Genomic DNA, 15,268 nt, shown 5'->3' with positions numbered 1-15,268 from the left:
TGCCAGCCGGACATCCTAGCCGAAAGACGAAAAACCTCCAGCCCGCCCATAAGAGCGGATTGGAGGTTTTTTATGCGGACCCGGTACATTCCGGACTCGCGGGACTTCAACTTCTTTATCCTTACTTGGCAACGACGGGCGTCCCGTCCGGCTGCTTCTCCCCGTCTCCGGAAGTCTGTTCCGGCATCCGGTTGGACGTGCGCAGCGGAATTTCCTTCAGCAGGAAGACGAGCAGGGAAGCCACTACAAGCAGCGCCGCACCGGACAAAAACACGGTCGTCAGGGAAGAGGCGAGCGCGTCTCGCAGCATGTCGATCATCTTCGTAAAGATCGGCTGCACGTCAGCCGGCAGCGTCTGTTGAAGCTGCGCCAGCCTCGGCTGATCAAGCAGCATTTCCGGGTTGTGGAACGCGGACAGCTGCTCTGCCACCTTCGGATCGAGCTTCGACATATCGATGCCGCCGCCCGAGGCCGCCGCCGACTTCAGACTGTTTTGCAGGCTGGTCGCCATGATCGTACCCATAACCGCGATCCCGATCGTTCCGCCCAGGTTGCGGAACAACTGCGAAGAGGCGGTGGCCACGCCAAGCTGTTCCGGTCTGACGGCATTTTGCACGGTAAGCGAGAAAACCGGCATCCCGAGGCCGAGACCGACTCCGAACACGATCATGCTGAGCACCGCCAGCGGAATGTTGTCCATAAACGCCATAATGACCATACCCGCGACCATGATCGGCATCCCGATCAGGGCGAACCGCTTGTATTTGCCCGACTTCGTAATCCACCGGCCGACGAGCGAGCTCAAGATGACCATACTGATCGACATCGGCATCGTGACATAACCGGAATACGTCGGAGATACGCCTTCCACCCCTTGCACGAAAAACGGCAAATAGATCAGCGCGCCCATCATACCGGCGTTCATCAAAAATCCGATCACGTTCGAAACCGTCACGATGCCGTTGCGGAACAAGGACAGCGGCATAACCGGGCTTTTTACCCGTGTTTCGATAAACATAAAGATAAGCAAGGCCACAACTGCTGCGGCGAACAAGCCGATGATTTGCGGCGAACCCCACGCATATTTCGTACCGGCCCACGAAAATCCGAGCAGCAGCGGAACGATCGTCAGCGTCAAAAACAACGAGCCCATATAATCGATCGATTCGGCCTGTCTCCGTTCCACTTTCGGGAACAGCATCATAATCATCACGAAAGCGACGACTCCAAGCGGCAGGAAGATCCAGAATACCCATTCCCAGTCCATATGGTCGACGATCCATCCGCCGAGCGTAGGGCCAATGACGCTGGAGAAGCCGAACACGGCCATCATCACGCCCGTCCATTTGCCCCGTTCTCTGGGGGCGAACAAGTCGCCGACCGCGGTAAAGGCGGAAGCCATAATAATGCCGGCGCCGATGCCCTGAATGCCCCGGTACGTAATCAATTGAAAAATATCTTTGGAAAAACCGGTTAAAAATGCACCGATGATAAAAAATACGATTCCTGCCAAAATAAACGGCTTGCGCCCGTAAATATCGGACAGCTTCCCGACAAGTACGGTTGAAATCGTGGAAGTCAGCATGTAGATCGTAATGACCCACGTATAATAGTCCATACCGCCAAGAATGGCAATAATCCGGGGCATCGCCGTACTTACGATCGTCTGGTTGATGGCGGCGAAAAACATAGCGGCTACAATTGCCATCATGATCGTAACTTTACGTTTGTGCGATAAATGCTCCAATGTTCTCTACTCCTTTTTGTCCATAGGCTCTACTCGTTCGAGCAGGGTTGTGAATATCCGTTTCAGATGAAGGATGTCTTCTTCCGGCAATCCCTCGAACAACCGGGCAATCGTCTCTTTTTGTTTCTCCCGCAGTTCCTCAAGCACTTGCTTGCCCGGATCGGTAATGCGTAAGTACACGACTCGCCGGTCGTCTTCGCTGCGCTCTCTCCCCACAAGTCCTTTTTCGATTAATTTATCGGCTAGTCCCGTGATGGCCCCGGAGGTGACGCATAATAAGTCCGCCAGTTCGGCCGCTTTTTGCGGCCCCCGCTCATTGAGCATATAAAGCGTCCGAAACTGAGTCATCGAGAAGGTGTCGCCCATATTCCGATTCCATTCGTGGCTCATTTTTTTCACTAATGTACGAAACAGGTTAGGGAGCTCCAACAGATGGCTGTTCGTTTCCGGCATTTCGCACCTCCTATCGTTTAATAGTAAATAGTTTAGCAGTAAACTATTAGCTAGCTTACAACAAACGTTTTGTCCGAGTCAAGTGAAAGTAGTTATGAAATCACAACGAAAAAAAGCGCATTTTGTTAAAATGCGCCCTTTTGTGCGGCAAACCTTACTTTTTATCGCGTATCCAGCCTCAGATCTGTAAAGACGAGGCTTCCTTTCGCCGACTCCGCTTCCCGGCAGCCCTTGAACTCCTCAAGGTGAGCGTATTAGGTAAAGTATATCCTTCGGTTCCGCTCCTTATGTACGATCGTTTAAGCGGCTTGGCCGCCGTTATACAGGGCCGGCAAAAACGAAAAGGCAACCGTCGCTATCACCCGGCTGTCTTGATTAGAAATCGCAGTGCTTCTGCCAAACCTCTTACACTTTGCTCGGAAACGTGGTGGATTGACGAATAATCAGCTCCGGCTTTAAGACGATACGCCGCTTATCGCCCTTCTCCCCGCTCACCCGTTCGATAAGCATGTCCATAATTTGCCGGCCCATCTGCTGAATCGGCACCGCTACCGACGTCAGCGGAGGATCGACGATGCCGGCTAGTACGGTGTTGTCGAAGCTGATTACCGACAAGTCCCATGGAATGGACAAGCGCAGCTCCTTGGCCGCCTGGACGACGCCGACCGCCAGCAAATCGTTAAAGGCGACGATCGCGGTCGGCGGATGATCCGATCCCATCAGTTCCAGCGCACGCTGCTTGCCGGCTTCAACGGAGGAATTGCTTATCGTGACGAGATCGTCCGTATAAGCGATGTTCGCATCCTCCAAGGCGCGGCGATACCCGCTCACCCGTTCCCTGGTCGTCATCAGCTCCATGTCTTCGGCGATCAGGGCGATATGCCGGTGACCGAGACCGGTCAAATGAGCGACGGCCTGGTAAGCGCCGGTATCATCGTCCGCTCTGACGCTGTCCGCTTCGATCGACGGGATGTCTCTCGAGATCAGGGCCAGCGGGATATTATAGTCGGCCAAGCCGCTTAGCAAGCCTTCGATGCTCGTACCTGTCGCGATAATAATGCCGTCTACCCGTTTCTGTCTCAGAAGCGTGATGTAACCGGCTTCCTTCTTCGAATTGTTGTCCGTGCTGCACATGACCAGATTAAAGCCGAGCTCGTGGCCGCGATCCTCTACGCTTCTCGCGATTTCCGCGAAGAACGGGTTGGCGAGATCGGGGATGAGCAGACCGATCGTAAACGTGCTTTTCCCGGTAAGCGCAGAAGCGACAACGCTCGGCTGATAATCCAGCTCCTGCATAATTTCCGTAATCCGTTCTCTCGTATCGGTACTGATTCTTCCGGTACCGTTGATGACTTTGGAGACGGTTGCGATCGAAACGCCTGCTGCTTTGGCAATATCGTAAATCGTCGTTTTCATAGTGGTAGTCTCCCGGCCGAATGTACGTCTATTCGTAATACGACTATTATAACACGGCCGAGCCCCAAACATAGACCAGTTTTCCGATCCGCTTTATTTTTTTCGTGCCGATTCGCCGTTTAACGGCTGCGGATCGCCGGGGAATGTTCGCCTGCTGCGGCAGGAGGCGGCGAGCCTTCCCCTTTTTGCAGCTGATACATTTTATAATAGCGGCCCTGCAGCGCCATCAGCTCCTCGTGATTGCCCGACTCGACGATTTCCCCGTGATGAAGGACGCAGATGCGGTCCGCCTCCCGGATCGTGGACAATCTGTGAGCGATCACAAACGTCGTCCGCCCTTCGCACAATACTTTAAGCGCGTTCTGGATAATGCCTTCGGTTTCGCTGTCGATGCTCGCCGTCGCTTCGTCCAGAATCAGAATAGCCGGATCGTGCGCAAGCGCCCTGGCAAACGAGATCAACTGGCGCTGGCCGGCGGACAGCGTATTGCCCCGCTCGACGACAGGTTCGTCACAGCCGCCCGGCAGCTGCTCCACGAACTCGGCCGCCCCGACGTCGCGCAGCGCTTGCTTCACCTTCTCCCGGTCGATGTGCTCGTTATACAGCCCCACGTTAAACTTGATGTCGCCGGTAAACAAAAACGGGTCCTGGAGCACGATGCCCATATGTTTGCGCAGCGCCTGCTTCGATATCCCGGTAATATCTTCGCCGTCGATCGTAATCGTCCCTTGGCTAGGTTCGTAGAAGCCGAGCAGCAAATTCATGATTGAGCTTTTGCCTGATCCCGTATGGCCGACAAGCGCGACCGTCTCGCCTTTGCGGGCTTCCAGCGAGATGCTGCGAAGCACGTAATCTTCCTGATTGTAGGCGAACCAGACGTTGTCGAATTTGACGTTGCCTTCCGGACGCGGCGGCGCGGCTTCCGCGTCGAGCTTCTCGCCTTCGCGGTCCAGCAGCGAAAATACCCGTTCGGCCGAAACGAATGCCCGCTGCGCATTGGTCAATTGATCGAAGATGCCGATAATCGGCTGAAATATCCGGCCCAAATAATCGATAAAAGCGTAAAATACGCCGAACGAGATCGCCGTGTGCAGCGACTTTCCCCCGAAATACCAGATGACGCCCGCCGTCATCAAGCTTCCCGTCAGTCCTACGATATTGCGCGACGATAACGAGAACAGCCGCATCTGCTTGCGCTGATTGACGTAACGGTCCTCGTTCAGCATTTCGAATTCGCCGGTTCTTGCCTTCTCCCGGCGGAACGCCTGGATCATCGGCATCACATTGATCGACTCGTTCAGCATCGCGTTCATGTCGCTCAACCTCGCCCGCATCGCGGCCACGTACACTTTCGAGTATTTCAGATGAATCGTCATCACGACGATGAAAAACGGGATCAGCACCAGGCACAACAGGGCCAGCCGCACGTCCAGCAGGAAGATCGCGATATAGATCCCGATCAGGTTCACTCCGCTGACGACAAACGTTGCCATAAAGCTCATGAACAAGTCGCGGATCGCTTCCGTATCGTTGGCGATGCGGGATACGACTTGCCCGACCGGCGTATTGTCAAAATAACGGACCGATATCCGGTGAATATGGTTCATGACGTCCATGCGCATTTTGCGGATAATCGACAAGGCGGCCGTCTGCAGCATATAAGACTGGACGAACGTCAGCAACCCCGAGAGCGCCAGCAGTCCGACATATAATCCGATCAGCCTCAGTACCGGCACGAACTCGTAGCTGTACAATTGGATAACATCTTCCTTCGTAAGGCGGACCGGCGCGGCGGACTCCGCCGTCTCCAGCATGAAGCTCGCGCCCTCCTGGCGGATTGTCGCCGCACTCCAGCCGGAAGCCTCCGGTACGCCTTCGGCCCAGTCTTGCCGGATATAGGCTTGGTCCCCGATCGCGACAGAACGGACTCCCTCCGGCACAGCGGCTGGCGCCGTCACAAGCCACGGCCGCGAGATCGACAGCAGATGGCCGTCGATGATCACTTTGGCGATATAAGGACCGGCCAGCTGCGTCCCTACCGCGCCGCAGAGCAGCACGAGGGCGATTATAATTTTCGTGCGGCTGAACATCGCGTATCGGAACAGTCTCCGGGTTACACTCGATCGGGTAACGTTATCGTGGTCCACCGGTTCACCCCTTCTCCAATTCGTTCATCAGATTCGATTCCATCTGCTGTATGTCGTATTGCCGGCGGTACCAGCCGCCGAGCTCCATCAATTGCTCATGCGTGCCTTGCTCCGCAATCCGTCCTTCCTCCAGCACGATGATGCGGTGCGCATGGCTGACGGCGGACAACCGGTGCGTAGCGATAATCGTCGTTTTGCCGGACCGCTCGGACCGGATGTTCTGTAAGATCCGGCTCTCTGTGCGGGCATCGACCGCCGACAACGCGTCGTCGAGCAGCAAGATTTCCGGATCGGTCACGATAGCCCGTGCGATGCCGACTCTCTGCTTCTGTCCGCCCGACAGCATGACTCCGTACTCGCCGATCACCGTATCGAGCCCTTCCTTCATCTGTTCGATGTCACCGGTGAAGCAGGCCGCCTCGATCGCCTGATGCAGACGGTTATCCCCGGCTTCGGGGAATCCGAACATGATATTGTCTCGGATCGACTTGGACAGCAGCAGATGTTCTTGCGGGACGTAGCCGATCCAGCTTTTTACCCGTTCCTGGGAGATGTTCTCGATCGGAACGCCGGATATGCGCAGCCGGTTCTCCGGAATCGGATATTGCCGCAGCAGTTGTTTGAGCAAGGTGCTTTTGCCGCTGCCCGTTCGGCCTACGACCCCCAGCGTCTCGCCGCGGTTCAGCCGGACGGATATATCGGATAGGCTGTCTGCGGACGCTCCCGGATAACGGAACGTAAGCCGGTCGAACTCGATGACGAGCGGCTCCTCCACATTTACAGGCTCGCCGGCCTCTGGCACGTCCGTCTGCTGGCGCAGCGCCGCATCGACCCGGTCGGCCGAAGCGCTTCCCCGCTGAAGCACATTGATAAACTCGCCGAACGAGATCATCGGCCAGATCAGCATGCCGAGATAAATGTTAAAGGAGACGAGCTGACCGAGCGTAAGCTCGCTGTGAAAGACGAGATACGAGCCGTAGCCGATCCCGATCGCGTAACTGATGCCGACGATCGTCTGGACGACCGGTTGGAACAAGGCGCCGACGAAAGCGACCCTTCTGTTTTTGTCCATCACATCTTGCGTCACGCCGCCGAACGCTTCCATATCTTTCGTCTCCTGAACGTAGGAGCGCAGCACTCTCATGCCGGATATGGATTCCAGGGCGTGGTCGTTCATTTTGCCGAAAGCCGCTTGCGCCGCCAAAAACCGTTTGCGCATCTGCTTGCCGAGCACGCTGATCGCAAATGCCAGAAACGGAAGCGGCAGAAGCGCCGCCAGCATCAGCTTGTAATCAATCAGCGTCACCATCGTGACGAGGACGACGGTCGTCCCCGATACGGTACTGACGAGCGTCAGAACACCGTAGCCGGCAGTCTGGCTGATAGCGGGCACGTCGTTGGTAGCGAGCGCCATCAGGTCACCGGTCCGGTTACGATGGAAAAACGAGGGCGCCATCCGGGTCAGATGCCCGAACAGCCTGGAGCGCAGCATCTTCTCCAGCAGAAACGAGTTGCCGAACAGCGAGTACACCCATATAAAGTTTAAGATGTACAGAAAAATGCCGAGGGCGAACAAAAACGCCACCGTCTTCGTAAGCTGGGCCGCGTTCAGCTGATCCAGGCGGATGCTGTCGATCACGTTTCCGATCATCTTCGGTGGGATGACGTTAAGGACGTTGACGATCGTCATCAGAATGACGGTCCAGACGTACTTCGACCATTGCTGCCTGAAAAACCATTGAAGCTTAACGATAAAATTCACGAAATCACCTCGTACCTTTCTCACAAAGGAACATATGTTTGGTTTATGAATTCGGTTTAATCATTATACCTGAATGTGAATAAACTGGTAAGCTGATTTTTTCGGTTTATTTATTTGCGCCTGCGAACGAAGAAAACCGTCCGGTAAAAATTCCGGACGGTCCTTTAGCGCGTTAATCCATATATTTGTGCGCAGGAGGGAATGGATACTTTCACTCCTGCCGGTCGTCGATAAGGTTTAGTCGCTGCCTCCAGGCTCGCCCCCTATTCGGTTGCCCGCCGTTACCGGAGCGACTCAAAATAAGCGACTACATCGCGATACGGCAGCTGTCCCCCGAAAATATCAAGGGCGCTGCCTACCGTAATATCGAGCTTGCCTTCCGTCAGCCGGTGAAACAGCTCCAGATCGTCCAGCGAACGGGCGCCGCCCGCATACGTGGTCGGGATGGTCACCCAGCCGGCCAGCTTCTCGACCAACTGCGTCAGCACGCCGCCGCGTTTGCCTTCGACATCGACGGCATGAATCAGAAATTCGTCGCAGTACGCTTCAAGGCTGCGGATATTCGCTTCATTCAGCTCGAAGTCGCTGAATGTCGTCCAGCCGTTCGTCACGACGAACCATTTGCCGTCCCGCTCCTTGCAGCTCAGATCGATCACAAGCTTCTCCTTGCCCACGGCGGACACGATCCGGTCCAGATTGTCCTGCTGCAGCCGGCCGTCCTGGAACACGTAAGACGTGACGATCACATGCGACGCCCCCTTCTCCAGCCAGCCGGGAGCGCTGTCCGCCGTAATGCCTCCGCCGATCTGCAGCCCGCCGGGATAACCCGCAAGCGCCTGCTCGGCGGCGGCAGCGTTGCCTCCGCCCAGCATAATAACGTGTCCTCCGGTCAAGCCGTCATTCCGGAACAGCTCCGCATAATAGCCCGGCTCCCGGTCGGATACGAAGTTTTCTACGACGCCCTCGTTGTTCGCACTGAGCGTCTCGCCGACGATTTGCTTCACCTTGCCTTGATGAATGTCGATACATGGTCTGAATTTCAAACGAATCGGACTCCTCTGCCGTAAAATGCTGTCCCTATTACATTACTGCATAGGTGAGGGGATGTCCATCGCCTCCGGAGCGAAAGCCTATTGGCTAAAACCGATTTATCCGTTGTCACGGCCGGCTCCGGATTGCTACAATGGCTGTTATATTGTATTCCCCGCAAACAGCGGGCGAAGAGGAGGAACCGCGCAATGGGAGATTGCCCTTTCTGCTGGCCGGCCGTCCAGAAAGAAGCGGTAACCGTTACCGCGTTTAACGTGTTAATCCGCAGCTTCGATCCGGTGCTCGAAGGATCTTATATGATCGTGCCGAAAGCCCATCGTGAAACGGTGTTCGATTTGACCGCCGAGGAATGGGAAGATATACGCGATCTGCTCCAGCAGACGAAAGAGCGGATCGGCGCCGAGAGCGGCCCGGACGGATACAACGTCGGCTGGAACTGCTGCGCCGCAGGCGGCCAGACGGTGCCTCACGCCCACCTCCATGTCATCCCGAGATTCGCGGACGAGCCACTGGCGGGCAAAGGAATCCGTCATCATCTCAAGCAGGAATCGAACCGGAGACAGCGCGGCAGCAACTAAAAATGCGGCTGCCCCGAAGTGAGTCACGCCTCACTCCGGGAGCAGCCGCCAGTCCGCTCCAATCGGCAGCTCCTGCACAATCCTGCCGTCTTACTTCCGCATTACCGCGAATGAACCTCAAAGATCGCAAATTTCAAGTAATCGCCTTCATCGACGCCGAGAATGCGCGGATGATCGTTGCCTGCGCCGCGGTACTCGACCAGCCGGAGCACTTTGCGGGCATCAGCTGCAGCAGCCAATATCGTCTCCAGGAACAGATCCGGGCGAACGTGGTACGAGCAGCTGGCGGTGACGAGGTATCCGCCTTCGTTGACGAGTTTCATCGCATGCAGATTAATATCTTTGTAACCCCGGCAGGCGCCCTCTACGGCGCCTTTCGTCTTGGCGAAGGCCGGGGGGTCGAGAATGACGACGTCCCACGTCCGCCCTTCCGCGCCGACCGGCTTCGACGTATCCACCTTCGCTTGTCCGGCCGCTGCACGCGTTTTCCGCTCATCAAGCCCTTTTACCTGGGAGCGCAAATAATCGAAGGCGTCCGCAACGACGAACTCGACCCGTTCGCCGAAGCCGTTCAGCTCCACGTTGCGCTTGGCCGTCTCGATCGCATGCTCGGATATATCGAGGCACGTCACCTTTTTGGCCCCGAATCGGCAAGCGTTCAGCGTAAAGCTGCCGGTGTGGGAGAAACATTCCAGCACAGTCGCCCCGTCCCAGTACGGAAACGTCACCCGCTTGCCGTTCGCATTTACAGGAACGAGCTTGCTCCCCCCGTCCCCGGTGCCGCTTGAGTCTGCGGATACTCCCTCTTCCAGGGCGCCCTCCTCTACAAGCCGGATGCCGCTTCGGGTTCCCCAGCCGGTCATCAGCTTGCCGATCGCCGCGCGGTTTTCCCGCTGATCGAAAAAGTAGCCGGTTTTCTGCCCCTGCTCGATGTCGACCTCCATGCGCAGTCCGTTCTCGACGATCTCCACATAACGGGGACAATCGCCGTAGAGCGGCCCTTTCGTCTGCTCCAGTCCTTCCAGCTCCCGTACCGGCACATCGCTGCGCTCATAGATCCCGCGCGGCTTCAGCAGCTCGGCGAGCGTCTCCACGATGACGCTTTTGCGCCGCTCCATCCCGAGCGACAAAACTTGTACGACGAGCACGTCTTCAAACCGGTCCACGACCAGTCCGGGCAAAAAGTCGGCTTCGCCGTAGACGAGCCGGTACGAGTCCGCCCTTGCAACGAACCTGCGGCGATGCTCCAGACATTGTGCGAATCTTTGCGCGAAAAAGGTCCGGTCCATCTCTTCCAGCGGTGTGTACGAGACGATCCGAACCGCGATCTGCGATTTGGGGTTGATGTACCCGCAGCCCAAATATTGACCCGTATGATTCGTAACCGAGACCAGATCGCCCGGCTCGTATTCGCCCTGGATGCTTTCGATCTCGTTGGCGTAAATCCACGGATGGCCTTGCTCCAGTCTTTTTTTTCTCTTGCGGTCCAGTATGACCGTTGCCATAATACTCCTCCAGCCAGCTATCGATTTGGGGGTTGCGCCGGGGTAGTCCCGGACTTTCTGCTTGCACGAATACAGCTTGTCATGCCCGTCCGGCCGCCGGCATATAGATGAAGTAACGATAAGGTCCATTTCACAGTTTTGCAAGCAAAGGAGATCCCATGACTGCGCAAATCGTACTCCCCTTGTTGGTCGGGCTGGGCATCTTTCTGACCGGGATGAAGGTGATGGAGCTCGCGCTTCATCAATGGGCCGGCTCGTACTTGACCGGTCTAATCGAACGCTTTACACGCACGCCGCTTCGCGGGATGCTGATCGGTACCGGTGTGACCGCCATTCTGCAAAGCAGCAGCGCGATTACGGTCATTACGATCGGTCTGGTCAACGCCGGCATTATGACGTTTCCGAAGACGCTCGGGATCATCCTCGGCACGAATATCGGCACCTGCATCACCACTGAACTGATCGGTTTAAATCTGACCAAGCTCGCGTTCCCGCTGCTGCTCGTCTCCGGCTCGGTCTGGTTCGGAACGCTGCCCTCTACGTTTTACGCCCGGTCGTATCGGCTTCAGCGGACACTGCACCATATCCGCTCCTTGTCGCTGGCCGTCAGCGGCTTCGCCTCGGTCATGCTCGGAGTCGAAGTGATGCAGTCGATCGTTCCGGCGCTCCAGTCCCGGGGGCTGTTCGGCTGGTTCGTCGAGCATGCGCAGCGCAGCATCCTGTGGGGAGTCGCGGCGGGAGCCGTCCTGACCGCCATTATCCACAGCAGCGCGGCCACGATCGCCATGACGATGGGATTGGCCGCCGTCGACGCCATTCCGGTCGAGCTGGGCATCGCCATCGTGCTGGGAGCGAACGTCGGCACGTGCGCCACCGCTCTGCTCGCCGCGATCGGAGGCAGCCGGAACGGCCAATTCGTCGCCTGGTCGCATATTGCGCTTAATGCGGGAGGAGCGCTGCTGTTCCTGCCCCTGCTCCCGCTGCTCCATTACGCGTCCGTACTGCTCGGCGCCAATCCGTCCAGCCAGATTGCGCACGCCCAGACGATTTTTAATATCGTCTGCTCGATTTTAGCGCTGCCGCTTTGTTATTTGCCTGCCCTGCGCGCCGCCGCCGGTCCGAAGCAGTAACCGGAAACGCCGCCCGCCGGCAAGCCGCATTCCCAGATTCCGTCTCAATAACCGGAAGACCCCGCAGCTCCATTCATAATCACGACGCCGGAACTTGTGCCAAGCCGGGTCGCACCCGCTCGAATCATGGAGAGCGCCGCCGCCAAATCCCGCACTCCGCCGGACGCCTTCACCTGAACGTTCGGCGAGACGGCGGCCCTCATCAGCGCCACGTCTTCGACCGTAGCCCCTCCCGGACCGAAGCCGGTCGACGTCTTCACGAAATGGGCGCCCGCCTCTTCCGCCAGCCGGCAGGCGGTCCGTTTCTGGTCTTCGTTTAAATAGCCGGTTTCGAGTATGACCTTCACGATCGCTTGGCCGCGCACCGCTTCCACTACCGCCCGGATATCCTCCCTGACGTAATCTTCATCGCCCGCAAGCAGCGCTCCTACGGCCAAAACCATATCGATGTCGGCCGCCCCGTGTTCCGCCACCCTCGCCGCCTCGTACGCTTTCACGCCGGTTAAGCTCGCTCCAAGCGGAAACCCGACCACCGCGCTTACGCGAACGCCGCTTCCTGCCAGCGCCTTGCTTGCGGCCGGAACCCACATGCCGTTTACGCACACGCTGTAAAACCCGTACTGCTTCGCCTCGTCGCACAGCTTGCCGATCGCCTCGGCCGTCGCATCCGCTTTCAGCAGAGTATGGTCGATGTACGCTGGCAGCTTCGTTATATCGAAAGAGCCGGTTCCGCTCATCATTCCACCTCGATTCGCATGGCGTCAAGCGCCTTTTTCAGTACCGAGTCGTTGTTGGCGTAACCTTGCTCCCGCTGCCGCGACCACGCTTCAAGAGGGTCCAGCCATTCCACGCCGCGGATTTCCTCGATCTGGGCTTGCAAATCGCCGCCGGTCGCCTCGACCAGATAATAGTGAACCTCTTTGTCAATCGTCCCGTGCACGGCGTGGTTATACTTATACTTGACCTGTTCCAGGCTCGCGACGATCTTCCCTTCGATACCCGTTTCCTCCAAAATCTCGCGGAGCGCGGTCTGTTCGATCGTCTCGCCCGGCTCCATTTTGCCCTTGGGCAGCGTTTTTTTCCCGTACCGGTCCTGAATCATCTGCACTTCCGTCCTGCCGTCCGGCAGTAAGCGGTATACGACTCCGCCAGCCGATATTTCCTTCATCCGGATCACCTCACCTTTCGGATTATGGTCACAATCGTTGCACGATAACAAGAAGGATTCCGTTTTCCGACATACAACCGGATCACGAAATCCTTGGACATTCCCATCTGCCGGGCAATCAGCCGTTAACGGCCGCCTTCCTGATCTCCGGAGCCTCGACGCTGACCAGCTCGCCCTTGCTCTCGTTAACTCCCGCTTCGGTCAGCTTCACCGTGCACACTTGACCGATCATCGCTTCCGTACCCGGGAACACCAGATTGATGTAATTATCGGAATACCCCATCATCAGCCCGCTGTCCGGCGCCCCTTTGTAGGTTCTCTCCGGGATAACCTCGAGCGTGTGTCCGACGAACTTCTCCGCATAAGCGAGCTGCATCCTCTCCGACAGATCGATCAGCTCGTGCACGCGCTCGTTTTTCACTTCCTCGTCGATCTGATCTTCCATCCGGGCCGCAGGCGTCCCTGTCCGTTTCGAATAAGGGAACACGTGCATTTCGGCGAATTGCATCCGTTCCATAAATTCGTAGCCGCGGCGGAACATCTCCTCCGTCTCGCCCGGGAAGCCGACGATGATATCGGTGGTGATGGCGACGCCCGGCAGCGCCCGGTGCAGCTTCTCGATCTTCTCTCCGAACTCCGCCGTCGTATACTTCCGGCGCATCCGCGCAAGTACGGCGTCATCGCCGGCTTGAAGCGGCACGTGCAGATGGCGGCACATTTTATCGGAAGACTTCAGCACTTCGATGACTTTATCGGTAATTTGGCTCGCTTCGATCGAGCTGATGCGAATCCGCTTCAGCCCTTCGACCCGATCCAGGTCGCGAAGCAGGTCGGCCAAATCGTAATCTTGAATATCTTCGCCGTAGCCCCCGGTATGAATGCCGGTCAGCACAATTTCCTTGTATCCGGCTTCTACGAGCATATGCGCCTGCTTGATGACGCTGTCGGGCTTCCGGCTGCGCATCAGGCCACGCGACCACGGAATGATGCAGAACGTGCAGAAATTGTTGCAGCCTTCCTGAATTTTCAGGAAAGCGCGTGTCCGGTCGGCAAAATCCGGAACGTCCAGCTCCTCGAATTCGCGGGTTTTCATAATGTTGCGGACCGCATTGATCGGCTGGCGCTCCTCCCGGTATTGCTTCACCAGCGGAAGAATCTGATCCCTGCTCTGTGTGCCGATGACGAGGTCGACACCGGGAATCGCCAAGATTTCCGCTGGAGATGTCTGGGCATAACAGCCCGTAACGGCCACGATCGCGTCCGGGTTGCGGCGGACGGCGCGGCGGATAATCTGCCTGCTTTTCTTGTCCCCCGTATTCGTCACCGTACACGTATTGATGACATAAACGTCTGCGGTTTGTTCGAAATCGACCTGCTCGTAGCCTTCGTTTTTGAACAGCTGCCAGATCGCTTCGGTATCGTAAAAATTAACTTTGCAGCCAAGCGTATAAAACGCGACTGTCGACATTTTCGTCAGCCTCCCATCTCTCCGGCTTCGTATAACAAACAAGTCAGTCCTACCATGCCGGCCGTTTCCGTTCTTAAAATCCGTCTGCCGAGCTTGACGCAGACGCAGCCCGCCGCTTCGGCCTCCGCCGCCTCGCGTTCGGTGAAGCCGCCTTCGGGACCGACGACCAGCATCACGTTCATGCCGGCCGTTCCGCCCCGCTCGGCAATCGCTTGTACAACCGCCTGCTTCAGCATCGTGCCTTCTTCTTTTTCGTAACAAAAAAACGCTTTGTCCGCCTCGCGGGCCGCTTGCATCAGCTGCTTCCAGGAGCAGGGCGGCTCTACCGCGGGAATCCGGTTGCGGTGTGCCTGTTCGGCAGCTTCCTTGGCGATTTTGTGCCAGCGCTCCAGCCGTTTCGACTCTTTCTTCGCATCGTACTGGACGACCGTCCGCTCTGATACGAAAGGCAGGAACCGGACCGCGCCGATCTCCGTTCCTTTTTGAATGACGGTCTCCAGCTTGTCGCCTTTCGGCAAACTCTGGGCGATCGTCACGCGGATCGCCGGCTCGGCCAGCATCGGCAACGGCTCGACTACGGCCGCTATGACGCGGTCCTTCGAGATGTATTCGAGCTTCGCCAGCACTTCGCGGTTGTCGCCGTTACTGATAATAATCGTGTCGCCCGTGCGGGCGCGCATTACGTTCGCGATATGATGAGCGTCGTCACCGGTCACGATCGCTTCGGATTCCGTCAACTGCTCCGGAGGAATGAAATAACGCTGCATAACACCCAACCATTCTTTACGCTGTAGTTGCCTCGCGTCCTGCGAATCGGATCGCAGGATGAAACCATCTTCCATCA

General features: G+C 57.1%; 13 protein-coding genes. 2 read left to right on the top strand and 11 right to left on the bottom strand.

Going from position 1 to position 15,268, the window contains the following annotated elements; genetic code table 11:
* Positions 1–121: 121 nt before the first annotated feature.
* From PV433_RS22615 to hisA, 6 genes are all read right to left on the bottom strand, one after another.
* Complete coding sequence (locus tag PV433_RS22615; protein ID WP_332074307.1) at positions 122–1,747, bottom strand: MDR family MFS transporter; 1,626 nt, start codon at positions 1,745–1,747, stop codon at positions 122–124.
* 6 nt (positions 1,748–1,753) lie between these two features.
* Positions 1,754–2,200 carry a MarR family winged helix-turn-helix transcriptional regulator gene (locus PV433_RS22610; RefSeq protein ID WP_190925990.1) on the bottom strand — a complete coding sequence of 149 codons (447 nt, stop codon included), beginning with the start codon at positions 2,198–2,200 and terminating at the stop codon, positions 1,754–1,756.
* A gap of 405 nt (positions 2,201–2,605) precedes the next feature.
* A complete protein-coding gene (locus PV433_RS22605) occupies positions 2,606–3,616 on the bottom strand; it encodes a LacI family DNA-binding transcriptional regulator (RefSeq protein ID WP_332074306.1) in 1,011 nt (336 codons plus the stop codon).
* A gap of 119 nt (positions 3,617–3,735) precedes the next feature.
* A complete protein-coding gene (locus tag PV433_RS22600) occupies positions 3,736–5,706 on the bottom strand; it encodes an ABC transporter ATP-binding protein (RefSeq protein WP_442951566.1) in 1,971 nt (656 codons plus the stop codon).
* Positions 5,707–5,767: 61 nt separating this feature from the next.
* Positions 5,768–7,525 carry an ABC transporter ATP-binding protein gene (locus PV433_RS22595; RefSeq protein WP_332074304.1) on the bottom strand — a complete coding sequence of 586 codons (1,758 nt, stop codon included), beginning with the start codon at positions 7,523–7,525 and terminating at the stop codon, positions 5,768–5,770.
* 281 nt (positions 7,526–7,806) lie between these two features.
* On the bottom strand, positions 7,807–8,568 hold the full coding sequence (gene hisA, locus PV433_RS22590) for a phosphoribosylformimino-5-aminoimidazole carboxamide ribotide isomerase (RefSeq protein WP_332074303.1): 762 nt from the start codon (positions 8,566–8,568) through the stop codon (positions 7,807–7,809).
* A gap of 195 nt (positions 8,569–8,763) precedes the next feature.
* Here hisA and PV433_RS22585 point away from each other — a divergent pair, with 195 nt between their 5' ends.
* A complete protein-coding gene (locus tag PV433_RS22585; RefSeq protein WP_332074302.1) occupies positions 8,764–9,153 on the top strand; it encodes an HIT family protein in 390 nt (129 codons plus the stop codon).
* A 101-nt stretch (positions 9,154–9,254) separates the two neighbouring features.
* Here PV433_RS22585 and PV433_RS22580 read toward each other — a convergent pair whose 3' ends face one another.
* Positions 9,255–10,658, bottom strand: a complete 1,404-nt coding sequence (locus tag PV433_RS22580; protein WP_332074301.1) for a class I SAM-dependent rRNA methyltransferase — start codon at positions 10,656–10,658, stop codon at positions 9,255–9,257.
* Positions 10,659–10,816: 158 nt separating this feature from the next.
* Between PV433_RS22580 and PV433_RS22575 the strand changes: the two genes are divergently transcribed.
* On the top strand, positions 10,817–11,788 hold the full coding sequence (locus PV433_RS22575; protein WP_332074300.1) for a Na/Pi cotransporter family protein: 972 nt from the start codon (positions 10,817–10,819) through the stop codon (positions 11,786–11,788).
* Positions 11,789–11,832: 44 nt separating this feature from the next.
* On the opposite strand, the gene deoC is transcribed toward PV433_RS22575, so the two are convergent.
* The 4 genes from deoC to PV433_RS22555 all read right to left on the bottom strand — a co-directional run bounded on the left by deoC (position 11,833) and on the right by PV433_RS22555 (position 15,191).
* Positions 11,833–12,525, bottom strand: coding sequence for a deoxyribose-phosphate aldolase (gene deoC, locus PV433_RS22570; protein WP_442951561.1), 693 nt, complete (start codon positions 12,523–12,525; stop codon positions 11,833–11,835).
* Complete coding sequence (locus tag PV433_RS22565; protein WP_332074298.1) at positions 12,525–12,956, bottom strand: NUDIX hydrolase; 432 nt, start codon at positions 12,954–12,956, stop codon at positions 12,525–12,527. Before PV433_RS22565 ends, deoC begins: the two co-directional genes overlap by 1 nt.
* Before the next feature lie 118 nt (positions 12,957–13,074).
* The gene (gene mtaB, locus PV433_RS22560) at positions 13,075–14,424 is read right to left on the bottom strand and encodes a tRNA (N(6)-L-threonylcarbamoyladenosine(37)-C(2))-methylthiotransferase MtaB (RefSeq protein ID WP_332074297.1); all 1,350 of its coding nucleotides are present in this window, start codon (positions 14,422–14,424) and stop codon (positions 13,075–13,077) included.
* Between the two features lie 5 nt (positions 14,425–14,429).
* Positions 14,430–15,191 (bottom strand): 16S rRNA (uracil(1498)-N(3))-methyltransferase, encoded by a 762-nt coding sequence (locus tag PV433_RS22555; protein ID WP_332074296.1) that lies wholly within the window; start codon positions 15,189–15,191, stop codon positions 14,430–14,432.
* Between the last annotated feature and the right edge of the window lie 77 nt (positions 15,192–15,268).

Origin of the sequence: Paenibacillus sp. GYB004 (genome assembly GCF_036577605.1) — a bacterium.
GTDB classification, from domain to species: Bacteria; Bacillota; Bacilli; order Paenibacillales; family NBRC-103111; genus Paenibacillus_AB; species Paenibacillus_AB oceani.
Note: the sequence above shows the minus strand (reverse complement) of the source record. Positions and strands in the feature narration are given on the sequence as shown.

What these genes read in the sequence shown, in the direction of transcription:
- PV433_RS22600 (WP_442951566.1), bottom strand. Translation starts at nt 5,706, where the DNA reads ATGTTCAGCCGCACGAAAATTATAATCGCCCTCGTGCTGCTCTGCGGC.
- PV433_RS22610 (WP_190925990.1), bottom strand. Translation starts at nt 2,200, where the DNA reads ATGCCGGAAACGAACAGCCATCTGTTGGAGCTCCCTAACCTGTTTCGT.
- PV433_RS22605 (WP_332074306.1), bottom strand. Translation starts at nt 3,616, where the DNA reads ATGAAAACGACGATTTACGATATTGCCAAAGCAGCAGGCGTTTCGATC.
- PV433_RS22565 (WP_332074298.1), bottom strand. Translation starts at nt 12,956, where the DNA reads ATGAAGGAAATATCGGCTGGCGGAGTCGTATACCGCTTACTGCCGGAC.
- deoC (WP_442951561.1), bottom strand. Translation starts at nt 12,525, where the DNA reads ATGAGCGGAACCGGCTCTTTCGATATAACGAAGCTGCCAGCGTACATC.
- PV433_RS22585 (WP_332074302.1), top strand. Translation starts at nt 8,764, where the DNA reads ATGGGAGATTGCCCTTTCTGCTGGCCGGCCGTCCAGAAAGAAGCGGTA.
- PV433_RS22580 (WP_332074301.1), bottom strand. Translation starts at nt 10,658, where the DNA reads ATGGCAACGGTCATACTGGACCGCAAGAGAAAAAAAAGACTGGAGCAA.
- mtaB (WP_332074297.1), bottom strand. Translation starts at nt 14,424, where the DNA reads ATGTCGACAGTCGCGTTTTATACGCTTGGCTGCAAAGTTAATTTTTAC.
- PV433_RS22575 (WP_332074300.1), top strand. Translation starts at nt 10,817, where the DNA reads ATGACTGCGCAAATCGTACTCCCCTTGTTGGTCGGGCTGGGCATCTTT.
- PV433_RS22555 (WP_332074296.1), bottom strand. Translation starts at nt 15,191, where the DNA reads ATGCAGCGTTATTTCATTCCTCCGGAGCAGTTGACGGAATCCGAAGCG.